This window comes from Micromonospora sicca (assembly GCF_003172935.1).
GTDB classification, from domain to species: Bacteria; Actinomycetota; Actinomycetes; order Mycobacteriales; family Micromonosporaceae; genus Micromonospora; species Micromonospora sicca.
Window position 1 is genome coordinate 1 of sequence record NZ_QGKS01000324.1, and the last position, 11,515, is coordinate 11,515.

General features: G+C 70.5%; 11 protein-coding genes and 2 tRNA genes. 9 read left to right on the forward strand and 4 right to left on the reverse strand.

Translation table 11 applies throughout. From position 1 onward, the window contains the following. Window positions 1-1,290 (reverse strand): Hsp70 family protein (locus DKT69_RS26890; RefSeq protein ID WP_146231219.1); only part of this gene is annotated, 1,290 nt, incomplete at its 3' end. A gap of 503 nt (window positions 1,291-1,793) precedes the next feature. On the opposite strand from DKT69_RS26890, the gene DKT69_RS26895 reads away from it, so the two are divergent. Together DKT69_RS26895 and DKT69_RS39175 are read left to right on the forward strand one after the other, a co-directional pair. Further along, the gene (locus DKT69_RS26895) at window positions 1,794-2,210 is read left to right on the forward strand and encodes a hypothetical protein (protein ID WP_109804296.1); all 417 of its coding nucleotides are present in this window, start codon (window positions 1,794-1,796) and stop codon (window positions 2,208-2,210) included. Window positions 2,211-2,712: 502 nt separating this feature from the next. Then, window positions 2,713-2,994 (forward strand): tyrosine-type recombinase/integrase, encoded by a 282-nt coding sequence (locus DKT69_RS39175; protein ID WP_201749879.1) that lies wholly within the window; start codon window positions 2,713-2,715, stop codon window positions 2,992-2,994. 377 nt (window positions 2,995-3,371) lie between these two features. Here the strand turns inward: DKT69_RS39175 and DKT69_RS26905 are convergent. Beyond that, window positions 3,372-3,445: transfer RNA gene (locus tag DKT69_RS26905), tRNA-Gly, on the reverse strand. 283 nt (window positions 3,446-3,728) lie between these two features. Between DKT69_RS26905 and DKT69_RS26910 the strand changes: the two genes are divergently transcribed. From DKT69_RS26910 to clpX, 5 genes are all read left to right on the forward strand, one after another. After that, window positions 3,729-3,802: transfer RNA gene (locus tag DKT69_RS26910), tRNA-Pro, on the forward strand. A gap of 143 nt (window positions 3,803-3,945) precedes the next feature. Next, the gene (tig, locus tag DKT69_RS26915; RefSeq protein ID WP_109804297.1) at window positions 3,946-5,292 is read left to right on the forward strand and encodes a trigger factor; all 1,347 of its coding nucleotides are present in this window, start codon (window positions 3,946-3,948) and stop codon (window positions 5,290-5,292) included. 173 nt (window positions 5,293-5,465) lie between these two features. Continuing rightward, on the forward strand, window positions 5,466-6,107 hold the full coding sequence (locus DKT69_RS26920; protein WP_109804298.1) for an ATP-dependent Clp protease proteolytic subunit: 642 nt from the start codon (window positions 5,466-5,468) through the stop codon (window positions 6,105-6,107). Between the two features lie 10 nt (window positions 6,108-6,117). After that, complete coding sequence (locus tag DKT69_RS26925) at window positions 6,118-6,780, forward strand: ATP-dependent Clp protease proteolytic subunit (protein WP_109804299.1); 663 nt, start codon at window positions 6,118-6,120, stop codon at window positions 6,778-6,780. Between the two features lie 211 nt (window positions 6,781-6,991). Continuing rightward, on the forward strand, window positions 6,992-8,287 hold the full coding sequence (clpX, locus tag DKT69_RS26930; protein WP_109804300.1) for an ATP-dependent Clp protease ATP-binding subunit ClpX: 1,296 nt from the start codon (window positions 6,992-6,994) through the stop codon (window positions 8,285-8,287). A gap of 24 nt (window positions 8,288-8,311) precedes the next feature. Here the strand turns inward: clpX and DKT69_RS26935 are convergent, their stop codons facing one another. Then, entirely contained in the window at window positions 8,312-8,938 is a 627-nt protein-coding gene (locus tag DKT69_RS26935) for a helix-turn-helix domain-containing protein (RefSeq protein ID WP_109804301.1), read from the reverse strand. 41 nt (window positions 8,939-8,979) lie between these two features. Here DKT69_RS26935 and DKT69_RS26940 point away from each other — a divergent pair, with 41 nt between their 5' ends. Together DKT69_RS26940 and DKT69_RS26945 are read left to right on the forward strand one after the other, a co-directional pair. Next, window positions 8,980-9,813: an EamA family transporter gene (locus tag DKT69_RS26940; RefSeq protein ID WP_109804304.1), complete on the forward strand. Its 834-nt coding sequence runs from the start codon at window positions 8,980-8,982 to the stop codon at window positions 9,811-9,813. Window positions 9,814-9,853: 40 nt separating this feature from the next. After that, window positions 9,854-10,651, forward strand: a complete 798-nt coding sequence (locus tag DKT69_RS26945; protein WP_109804302.1) for a carbon-nitrogen hydrolase family protein — start codon at window positions 9,854-9,856, stop codon at window positions 10,649-10,651. 6 nt (window positions 10,652-10,657) lie between these two features. Here the strand turns inward: DKT69_RS26945 and DKT69_RS26950 are convergent, their stop codons facing one another. Continuing rightward, window positions 10,658-10,885, reverse strand: a complete 228-nt coding sequence (locus DKT69_RS26950) for a hypothetical protein (protein ID WP_109804303.1) — start codon at window positions 10,883-10,885, stop codon at window positions 10,658-10,660. Between the last annotated feature and the right edge of the window lie 630 nt (window positions 10,886-11,515).

Consider the following 11,515-nt stretch of genomic DNA (forward strand, 5'->3'; position numbering starts at 1 on the left):
GGCGGGGACCGTGCCCGCGGGGCCGAGCGGCGGGGCCCCGGCGGGGCCGGCAAGCGGTGTGGCCGGCGCCCCGGCGCCGAGAAGCTGCGGGGTCGGGCCGCCGTCGGGGGAGTCCGGGACCGGGACCCGCGGCACGGGCGTCGCGCCGGTGCGGCGCAGCGGCAGGTCGGTCAGCGCGCCCTCGGCGACCGGCAGTTCCGGCTGCTCCAGCACGGTCGGCGCGACACCCAACTCGGCGTGGAGCAGCCGGGCCACCAGCGGGATCCGGGACGAGCCGCCCACCAGGAACAGGCCGGCGAGCCGTTCGGGGGTCAGCCCGGCGGCGGAGACGACCCGCCGGGTCTCGGTGACCGCGCGGCGCAGCAGCGGTGTCGCCACCCCCTCCAGCTCCTCCCGGGTCAGCGGCACCGCCGCCTCCACCCCCGGCACGGCCACCGGCGCCACCGTGGCGCGGGACAACATCTCCTTGGCGCCCCGGACGTTCTCCAGGAACCGGAGCCGGTCCCGCCACTGCGTGGCGTTCTGCGGCTGGGTCAACCGAGCCCACTCGGCCGGGTGGGCGGCGGCGATCCGCTCGCCGAGCAGCTCGACCAGGGCCGCGTCGAGGTCCAGGCCGCCCAGGTCGTCGAGGCCGCCGCAGGAGACGACCGTGAAGCCGGAGTCGCCCCACGGGTCCGCGCCCTCGTTGCGTACCAGGGCCACGTCGAGGGTTCCCCCGCCGAAGTCGAAGACGGCGACGGCGTCCCCGACCGGCACCGGCCGGCGCAGCACCTCGGTGTAGTACCGGGCGGCGGCCACCGGCTCCCGCAGCAGCCGGGTCCCCGGCGGGATGGGACCGGACATGGTGTGTTCGGCCGCCGACGGCCAGCCGGCCAGCGCCAGCGCGTCGGCGAGCACCTGCCGCCGGTCGGCGTCCCAGGTGGCCGGGCAGGTGACGACCGCGGGCGGCAGGAAGCCGACCGCCCCGACCGCCGCCTCGGCGACGGTGAACAGGACCGCGGCGAGCAGTTCGGCGGGGGAGAGTCGACGGTCACCGAGTAGGACCGCCGCCTCGTCGACCCGGCGCTTCGGGTTCGGCTCGTACCGGTCCGGGTCGACCTGGGCCAGCCGCTGGGCGTCCCGGCCGACGTGCAGTTGGCCGTCCGCGTCGGCGTACACGCCGGAGGGGAGGATCGGCTGCCCGTCGACGAGCAGCGGCCGGGTCCGCCCGTCCGGCCGGCGCAGCACCGCCACCGTGTTCGAGGTGCCGAGGTCGACGCCGAGGGCGAAGCCGTCCTGCTGGCCTGACATCGGTCGCTACCTCCACCTGACGAGCGGGATGTCCGGCCCCGCATCGTACGCAGCCCGCGCCGCCGCGCCCGACCATGGTCGATGCATGCGCAAACGGGTGCGTCACCTGGACGAGGGCCCTGCGCGCCTTCCGTCGAAGCGGGCCGGCAACGGCCTGGTGCTCCAGCGGGACTGACGAGCGGATGGCACGGCCGGCCCGAGCAGCGGACATGAAATTGGCCCAGGTCGGGCACTCGTCCGACCTGGGCCATCTGGGTGAGCGGGCGACGGGAATCGAACCCGCACCGTCAGTTTGGAAGGACGAAGATCACGGCCGACAAGGCCCTGGTGGGCCAGGTCGAGGAAGGTCGTGGATGACTGTTCGTGCCCCCTGGTGACCGTCCTGGGTACCGGCTACTGGCACGTGGATGGCACGCATGGCTGTACGGGACCCGGGGCCTGCTGATTGGATGTGGCGGGCGCAGGATGATTCACGTGGCGCACGAGCTGGTGGGCTAGGTGGGATGAACTTCGAAGAGCTCAGCACCGAACTGCTGGACCTGGCGTATACAACGCTCGACCTCGCCATCTCTCGCGTTCGCGTGACAGACGGCGGCCCGATTCTTCCCTTCGCGATCATCGAGCGTGGCGACAGCCGGGAGCTTGTCCGGTTCGTCACCGACACGTACGAAGACTCAAAGACAGCCGGCGAGAAGCATCTTGCCGAGGTCGTCGACGCGGATCGCTGCACCCTCGCGTGGGACGGCTACCTCACGCTTGATGGGCAGCGCAAGGACGCAGTGTTCGTCAGGGCGCACGAAGCTACCCAGCAAAGCGCTGTGCTCTTCGCCCAGCGGTATGCCCCTGCGGCACCGTTCGACGAGTTGGGCAACAGCGTCTTTCTCGGCGCCGACCAGCCGCTGTTCACGTGCATTCGCTAGGGCGCTATGTGCGGATCTCCTCGTCGGGCAGTCGTAGACCGTCCAGCCTCCCCGGACGGGGACAAGGTGGAGCGCCCTACCGGACGAACGACCTTGGCCCCGGCCGGGGAGGCTGGTAGCCCTTGTGGTGCCCGGCGAGGTGATCCGCGGCCGATCTCTGAGGAGGGCCGGGGTTCGGGGCGGAGCCCCGAGGTCTTCAAGGTCCTGGTCGTCCCCAAGCGTGGCCGGCCGGCCCGGCCGATGCCGGCCGGAGGTCGCCAGCAGGCCGGGGCCGGGCCGGCGCGGCCCGCTTTGCGGGCCGCCTTGACGCCGCGACCGTGCGGGTGCCCCGCAAGCTGGCAGCGCTGAAGGATCGTCTGGAGTTCGGGCCGCCCAAGTCGGCCGCCGGGGTCCGGGTCGTCGCGCTGCCGGCGGCCGCGGTTGAGTCACTGCGCGAGCACCTGGCCGAGTACGCCAACGACGGCCCAGAGGCCCTCGTCTTCACCGGCGCGAAGGGGCGCCGCTGCGTTCCGGCAACTTCGGGCGCGCCGTCAGATGGACCCAGACGGTCGCCTCGGTGGGCCTGGCTGGCTTCCATTTCCACGACCTACGCCACACCGGCAACACGCTCGCCGCGTCAGCGGGGGCCAGCACCCGGGAGCTCATGCACCGCATGGGACACGCCACCATGCGCGCCGCCCTGATCTACCAGCACGCCACCAGCGAGCGCGACCGCGAGATCGCGTTCGCCATCGATCGCCGGATTGCCACCACGACTCGGCGGGCAGGAGGCGGCCAGGCGTGACGCCAGTCTCGGAGCTGCCCTACCGATCCGCTGGTCTTCGCCTGGCGTACCCGGCCTTGACGATTCGGCCGTCCCTGTCTAGGAGGAACCAGGGGTTGTTGTCCCTTACCCCGAGATTCGTCCAGACCCTGAATCCAGAGAGGCTACGGCTCACTCGCACTGGCTCTTGCCACGGCCAGCCCCGGCGGCCGCATTCCGCCTTGGCCGTCGTGCGCACATCGGCTAGCGAGGCGTGCCACCACTCCACAGCAGCGATCGTGCCAGCAGAGCGACCGTTAGGGAACCAATGGCACGCGGATGGCACGCAAGATCCCAAATGGGGGAGAATGGAAGGGCCCAGGTGCCGCGATCATGCGGTCTACCTGGGCCTTCGTGGGTGGAGCGGGCGACGGGAATCGAACCCGCACCGTCAGTTTGGAAGACTGAAGCTCTGCCATTGAGCTACGCCCGCGAGCGCCCCGCGGTGACGAGACGCGCCGACAGCCTACCCAATACCCGTCCCGCCCGCGCAGCGCCGTACCGCCCGTACCGCCGCCGAAGCGCCCGGCGCCCTGCCGAGATCCGCACGACCTGCGGCAGACAGCGGCCTCCCGGCGCTCGGAGACCACCGTTTCCCGCCTGTTGCCGCGGTGGGCGGCGAGGCCCGCCCGTCGGGAGCCCCGTGACCGGGGCGGCGGGTCGATGCGGCCCCGGGACGTCCGGTGGGCGCCGACGGCATACACTTCTCGTCGCCACGGGGTGTGGCGCAGCTTGGTAGCGCACTCGCTTTGGGAGCGAGGGGCCGTGGGTTCAAATCCCGCCACCCCGACTGTCGTCCGCGGCCGGGTCGCCCGGGAACCGCCGATTTTCCGCGCGGTACCCGGGCGCTGCCGAAGCAGACTGCCGGCTCGCCTACACTCGATGCGCGCAAACACGCCCAGATTCAACTGAGATCCGTCAAGGAGTACGCCTGTGAAGAGCACCGTCGAGACTCTGAGCCCGACGCGCGTGCGGCTCGCCATCGAGGTGCCGTTCGTCGAGCTCGAGCCGAGCCTCAGGAAGGCGTACCGGGAGATCGGTTCGCAGGTGCAGGTGCCCGGCTTCCGCCGGGGCAAGGTGCCGGCCGCCGTGATCGACCAGCGGGTGGGCCGGGGCACCGTCCTCAACGAGGCGGTGCAGGAGGCCATCCCGCAGAACATTCTCGCCGCGGTCCGCGAGCACGACCTGAAGACCCTGGGTCGCCCGGAGGTCGAGATCACCGAGTTCAACGACGGTGACTCGCTGAACTTCACCGCCGAGGTGGACGTCCGCCCGGAGATCACCCTGCCGGACCCGGCCACCATCGAGGTGACCGTGGACGAGATCCAGGTCGACGACAGCGAGATCGACGAGCAGGTCAAGGGTCTGCGGGAGCGGTTCGCCACGCTGAAGACCGCGGAGCGGGCCGCCCAGGAGGGCGACTACGTCCAGATCGACCTGAACGCCACCGTCGACGGCGAGGACGTGCCGGGCGGCTCGGCGACCAACATCTCGCACGAGGTCGGCAGCAAGCAGCTCCTGCCGGGTCTGGACGAGGCCGTGGTCGGCCTCGCCGCCGGCGACAGCACCACCTTCTCCACGCAGCTCGTGGGCGGCGACTTCGCCGGCCGGGACGCCGAGGTGGCGGTGACCGTGCGCACCGTCAAGGAGAAGGAGCTGCCGGAGCTGGACGACGACTTCGCTCAGATGGCGAGCGAGTTCGACACCATCGAGGAGCTGCGGAACGACCTGCGTGAGCGGGTCACCCGGGGCAAGCAGGTCGAGCAGATCTACGCGGCCCGCGACAAGGCCCTCGAGCAGATGGTCGCCGCCGCCGAGGTGCCGGCCCCGGAGGGGGTCGTCCGCGAGGAGGTCGAGAGCCGCAAGGCCGCCATGGTCGACCAGCTCGAGCGGATCGGCGCCTCCCTGGAGGAGTACCTCGCCGCCGAGGAGAAGACCGAGGAGCAGATCGACGCCGAGCTGACCGAGGCGGCGACCGACGGGGTCAAGATCCAGCTCCTGCTGGACACCCTGGCCGACGCCGAGGACGTCCAGGTCTCCGACGACGAGTTCGGTCACGAGATCGTCCACCGCGCCCAGCGCGCCGGGATGGCCCCGCAGCAGTACTACGACCAGCTGGTCCGCTCCGGCGCCGCCACGGCCGTCTTCGGCGACGTCCGTCGCGGCAAGGCGCTCGCCTCGGTGATGGAGAAGATCAAGATCAAGGACTCGGCCGGCAACGAGGTCACCCTCGACGCGCTGCGGGCCGCGAACGAGGCCGAGCACGACCACCAGCACTGATCGACCGGGTTGGCCGCCGTCCGCTGCGTTCGCGGTGGGCGGCGGCCGAAACCCTTTCCGGGGTACGTCTTCAGGACAACTGCGCTGAGAGCGAACAGTGCCCCGACCGGGAGTACGCCCCCCGGCTGAGCGGTTAGTGTCGGGTAGGACGGTACGGAGAGCGAAGGGCTGCCATGACCGACATGCACATCCCAGCGAAGCCGCTCCGGGCGATCGAGGCCCGCGGTGGCGACACCATTGGCAACCTCGACGACTCGGTCTACAACCGGTTGCTCAAGGAGCGGATCGTGTTCCTGGGCAGCGAGGTGACCGACCAGGTCGCCAACCGCATCTGCGCGCAGCTGCTGCTGCTCGCGGCGGAGGACCCGGACCGCGACATCAACCTCTGGATCAACTCGCCGGGTGGCTCGGTCTACTCCGGCATGGCGATCTACGACACCATGCAGTTCATCGACAACGACGTGTCGACCGTGGCGATGGGCATGGCGGCCTCCATGGGCCAGCTGCTGCTCTGCGCGGGCACCAAGGGCAAGCGGTACGCCCTCCCGCACGCGCGGATCATGATGCACCAGCCGTCCGGTGGCCTCGGCGGCACCGCGTCGGACATCGCGATCCAGGCCGAGCAGATGCTCTACACCAAGCGGATGTTCCAGGATCGGGTCGCCTTCCACACCGGCCAGAGTCAGTCGCAGATCGAGGCGGACTCGGACCGGGACCGCTGGTTCACCGCCCAGGAGGCCCTGGACTACGGCTTCATCGACAAGGTGATCATCGGGGCCGCCCAGGTTCCGGATGGCGCCGGGACCCTGAGCTGAGGAGCTGACGATGACCGATCTGAGCCTGCCGCCCCAGTTCGCGGCCGTGCACAACCGTTACGTGCTCCCCTCGTTCGTGGAGCGCACGTCGTACGGGGTCAAGGAGTCGAACCCGTACAACAAGCTCTTCGAGGACCGGATCATCTTCCTCGGCGTCCAGGTGGACGACGCGTCGGCCAACGACGTGATGGCCCAGCTGCTGACGCTCGAGGGCACCGACCCGGACCGCGACATCATCATGTACATCAACTCGCCGGGTGGTTCGTTCACCGCGATGACGGCGATCTACGACACCATGCAGTACGTCCGGCCGGACATCCAGACGGTGTGCCTGGGCCAGGCGGCGAGCGCGGCGGCGGTGCTGCTGTCCGCCGGCACCGCGGGCAAGCGGATGGCGCTGCCCAACTCCCGGATCATCATCCACCAGCCGGCCACCGAGGGCGGCTACGGTCAGGGCTCGGACATCGAGATCCAGGCCCGGGAGATCCTGCGGATGCGGACCCAGCTGGAGGACATGCTCTCCCGGCACTGCAACCGCCCGATCGAGCAGGTCCGCAAGGACATCGACCGGGACAAGATCATGACGGCCGAGGAGTCCAAGGAGTACGGGCTGGTCGACACGATTCTCACCAGCCGCAAGAAGGGCCTGCTGGCGGCGCACGCCAGCAGCTGAGCACCACCGGGTCGGAGGTCGGCCGTGGACTGAGTTCCCGGCCGACCTCTGACACACCCGTTTTGGGGGTCGGAGAAACCTCCGCCAGCGGGTAACGTCGGGTCTGTACCGCTTCGCTGGGTCGGACCGGCGGGGCTACACAGACGGACGGGCGCGCGGCGCCCGCAGGTCAGGGCCGGCGTTCCGGCCGACGAGTGCAGGGAGAACGTAGGTGGCACGGATCGGTGACGGCGGCGACCTACTGAAGTGCTCCTTCTGCGGCAAGTCGCAGAAGCAGGTCAAGAAGTTGATCGCGGGCCCCGGGGTCTACATCTGTGACGAGTGCATCGATCTCTGCAACGAGATCATCGAGGAGGAGCTGGCCGAGTCCGGCGAGGTGAAGTGGGAAGAGCTTCCCAAGCCGATGGAGATCTGCCAGTTCCTCGACAACTACGTGGTCGGCCAGGACCAGGCCAAGAAGGCGCTCGCGGTCGCGGTCTACAACCACTACAAGCGGATCCAGGCCGAGGCGGCCGGCGCGCCGGGTTCCGGCAGCGACGCCGTCGAGCTGGCCAAGTCGAACATCCTCCTGCTCGGCCCGACCGGCTGCGGCAAGACCCACCTGGCGCAGACCCTCGCGCGGATGCTCAACGTCCCGTTCGCGATCGCCGACGCCACCGCGCTCACCGAGGCGGGCTACGTCGGCGAGGACGTGGAGAACATCCTCCTCAAGCTGATCCAGGCCGCGGACTACGACATCAAGCGCGCCGAGACCGGGATCATCTACATCGACGAGGTCGACAAGATCGCCCGCAAGTCGGAGAACCCGTCGATCACCCGGGACGTCTCGGGCGAGGGCGTCCAGCAGGCGCTGCTGAAGATGCTCGAAGGCACGGTCGCCAACGTGCCGCCGCAGGGCGGGCGGAAGCACCCGCACCAGGAGTTCATCCAGATCGACACCACCAACGTGCTGTTCATCTGCGGTGGCGCCTTCGCGGGGCTGGACCAGATCATCGAGGCCCGGACGGGTTCCGGCGGCACCGGCTTCGGCGCCCGGCTCCGGTCGGTCTCCGAGCGGTCGACCGACGACATCTTCAGCCAGGTCATGCCGGAGGACATGCTCAAGTTCGGGCTGATCCCGGAGTTCATCGGCCGGCTCCCGGTGATCACCAACGTGCGCAGCCTCGACCGCAGCGCGCTGGTGCGGATCCTGACCGAGCCGCGCAACGCCCTGGTCCGGCAGTACCAGCGCCTCTTCGAGTTGGACGGCGTCGAGCTGGAGTTCGAGCCCCCGGCGCTGGAGGCCATCGCCGATCAGGCGATGCTCCGCGGCACCGGTGCCCGCGGCCTCCGGGCGATCATGGAAGAGGTCCTGCTCTCCGTGATGTACGAGGTGCCGAGCAACCCGGACGCCGCCCGCGTGCTGATCACCCGCGAGGTGGTCCTGGAGAACGTCAATCCGACGATCGTGCCCCGCGAGTTCACCGGTCGCCGGGCTCGTCGGGACCGCGAGGAGAAGTCCGCCTGATCTCCGTACCGACCGCGCCCGGGGTCATTCCGGGCGCGGTCGGCGTGAGCGGGTCCGCCGGTCCCATTCGCCCGACGGGGTGACGACCACCATCACCAGCCGCACCGGCTCGTCGTCGGCGTTGCGGTAGCCGTGCCCCCGGTCGGCGTGGAACTCGATCGTCTCCCCGGCCCGTACGACGTGCGCGACGCCGTCGACCACGACCGTCGCCGTGCCGGTCAGGACGTGCAGCACCTCCCGTGTGCCGCGGGGGTGGTCGGGGGAGTGGTGGGTCTCGCCGGGCTGCAGCCGCCAGTCCCAGAGTTCGACCAGGTCCGGCTCGCCCAGGCCGCTGAGCAGTTGGGCGGCCCCGCCGTGCTCGCCCCGCCAGAGCACCGGCGCCTCGCCGGCGGCGGTGATCCGCACGGTTCTCTCCTCGGCCGGCTCGAGGAGGTGGGCGATGTTGACTCCGAAGGCGTCCGCGACCCGGCAGAGGGTGCCGATGCTCGGGTTGGTCCGGGCCCCTTCGATCTGCACGAGCATGCCCTTGCTGACCCCGGACCGTCCCGCCAGTTCCTCGAAGGACCAGCCGCGCGCGGCGCGCAGTTCGCGGACCTGCCGCGCGACGGCGGAGGTCACCGCGCTCACCCGCCCGGCACTGGCGTCGGTCATCACACTATCCTTCGCGGTTAATATTGTGGTACGACATCTGGATGTTCCCCATTGTGCTCGCAGCGGTGTCCGCGGTCGCGTTCGGCACGGCCGACTTCTCCGGCGGAAAGGCGTCCCGCCGCGCCGACCCGATCGCCGTCACGGTGGTCTCGCAGCTGCTGAGCGTCCCCCTGCTGCTCGCGCTGGTACTGGTGGTGCCCGGCACGCCCCACCGCCTCGACCTGGCCTGGGGCCTGCTCGCCGGGGTGGCCGGCGCCGCCGGCGTGGTCCTGCTCTACCGCGCCCTCGCCGGCGGGATGATGGCAGTCGTCGCGCCGATCACCGCGATCACGGCCGCCCTGGTGCCGATCATCGCCGGACTGGTCACCGCCCACTCGCCCGGCACCCTCGCGCTCTGCGGCGCCGGCCTCGCCGTGTTGGCCATCGCCCTGGTCAGCCTCGGGGAGGGCGGCGTCTCCGGGGCGGTGTCACCGCGCGTGGTGGGCATGGCCCTCGGCGCCGGCACGCTCTTCGGCGTCTTCTTCGCCCTCCTCGGCCAGGCCGACGAGGACGCCGGCATGTGGCCCGTCCTGGCGGTACGGGTCAGCTCGATCGGCTTCGGACTCGCGCTGGCCGCGCGGAGTGGGGTGAGCCTGCGGCTCGGGCCCCGGGTGCTCGGCTGGGCCGCAGCGGCCGGCCTGCTGGACTCCGCGGCGAACGCGCTCTACCTGGCGGCGGCGAGCCGTGGCCACCTGAGCATCGTGGCGGCGATCGCCGCGCTGTACCCCGCCAGCACCGTGCTCCTCGCGCTCGCCGTGGACCGGGAGCGGCTCCGGCCTGCGCAGGTCGCCGGTCTGGGGTTCGCCGCCGGCGCGCTGGTCCTGGCGAGCCTCTGAGCCCTGTCGTCGATCGCCGCCCGTCCGTACGCTGAACCCCATGCGCGTCGCCGTCTGCCAGCTCAACGCCCGCGACGACCGGGCGGCGAACCTCGCCGCCGCCGAGGCCCTGCTGGCCCGGGCCGCGGCGGCCGGCGCCGACCTCGCCGTCCTCCCCGAGTACGTGGACTACCTGGGCCCGGCGAAGGGCATGCCGGAGCCCGAGCCGGTGGACGGCTTGGTGGGGGAGTTCTTCGCCGCCGTGGCTCGCCGGCTCGGCATCTGGGTGGTCGCCGGTTCCTTCCACGAGGCGGGTCCCGATCCGGAGCACACCTGGAACACGTCGCTGGTCTTCGACCGCACGGGCGCCCTCGCCGCCAGCTACCGGAAGATCCATCTGTACGACGTGGAGATCCCGGGCCGGGTGTCGTACCTGGAGTCGGCGACGGTGGCGCCGGGGGAGCAACCCGTGGTGGTCGACGTCGAGGGCCTGCGGGTGGGCCTGTCGATCTGCTACGACCTGCGCTTCCCGGAGCTGTACCGGCAGCTCGCGACCGAGGGCGGCGCGCAACTCTTCGTCGTCCCCGCGGCGTTCATGATGCACACCGGGCGGGACCACTGGGAGGTCCTGCTGCGCGCCCGGGCGATCGAGAACCAGTGCTTCGTGGCGGCAGCCGGCCAGACCGGTGACCACGAGCCGGGACGGACCTGTTTCGGGCGCAGCATGGTGGTGGACCCGTGGGGGACGGTGCTGAGCCAGGTGCCGGACGGGCCGGGGCTCGCCGTCGGCGACCTGGACCTGGACCGGCTACGGACGATCAGGGCGGAGTTGCCGAGCCTCGCGAACCGGCGGCTGTGAGGACGGTCAGCTCTCCAGGAGTACTCCGACGACGGTGAAGCCGGCGATCGCCGCGGCGGTGATGAGCAGGGCGGTCGTCATCCGGGAGGGGCCCCGTCGGGCGAGCCGCCCGAGCGACACCAGGACGACGAAGAGCACGAACGCGCCGATGACCAACTGCCAGAAGGGCAGCAGGAGCCCGAGCAGCGCTTCCTCGGCGAGCGGAGCTATCGGGCGACCTGACACGTCATCCATGCCAGACACTCTGGCACGGCGGGACCGCCGGCGGATGCCTGCTGCGGGGTTGTCTACCCGGCCGACGGCTCGGCGGCGCCGTTACGAAGATCCACTGACGGCCGTTGATTTGCCTTCTCCCGGGCGTTCACGTAACTTTCTCTCTGTCAGCGGGGAACGGACGAAACGGGCGAAAGTCCGAAGGCCGGAACCGCGGGAATGGCTCCAGGGTCTGTCGGGTTGTAGCCTGACACGAGCCTGGACCGGGCGGGGCGGGTGACTCCGGAAGACACGGGGTTGCGATCGCGAAGCCGACCGGGTAGAGTTCGAAAGCCGGCAGGGAGCCGGGCGGGTGGCCGCGAGAGCGGTGATCGGCCGGTCTGCCGCTTCCCACGACAGAAACGACCGCCGGATACGGCGTGCGTCAGCGTGGATCGGGCCGAACCAAGTTGATCACCTCGGATACGAGGTTGACAGCGAAGATCGGGCCGGGTAAGTTAGAGAGGTTGCCCCGGATGGGGGTTCTACTGGGTGGGGCTTCTGGATGGTGTGTGGTTGTTCTTTGAGAACTCAACAGGGTGCTTGATAAGCCAGTGCCAAATTGATTTATACCCCGGACTGGCAGTTCTCCTTTGGGGGGATTGTTGGTTG

Coding starts and splice junctions, on each gene's coding strand:
- DKT69_RS26920 (WP_109804298.1), top strand. CDS start 5,466: ATGACCGACATGCACATCCCAGCGAAGCCGCTCCGGGCGATCGAGGCC.
- DKT69_RS26895 (WP_109804296.1), top strand. CDS start 1,794: ATGAACTTCGAAGAGCTCAGCACCGAACTGCTGGACCTGGCGTATACA.
- DKT69_RS26940 (WP_109804304.1), top strand. CDS start 8,980: ATGTTCCCCATTGTGCTCGCAGCGGTGTCCGCGGTCGCGTTCGGCACG.
- DKT69_RS26945 (WP_109804302.1), top strand. CDS start 9,854: ATGCGCGTCGCCGTCTGCCAGCTCAACGCCCGCGACGACCGGGCGGCG.
- DKT69_RS26925 (WP_109804299.1), top strand. CDS start 6,118: ATGACCGATCTGAGCCTGCCGCCCCAGTTCGCGGCCGTGCACAACCGT.
- DKT69_RS26935 (WP_109804301.1), bottom strand. CDS start 8,938: ATGACCGACGCCAGTGCCGGGCGGGTGAGCGCGGTGACCTCCGCCGTC.
- DKT69_RS26950 (WP_109804303.1), bottom strand. CDS start 10,885: ATGGATGACGTGTCAGGTCGCCCGATAGCTCCGCTCGCCGAGGAAGCG.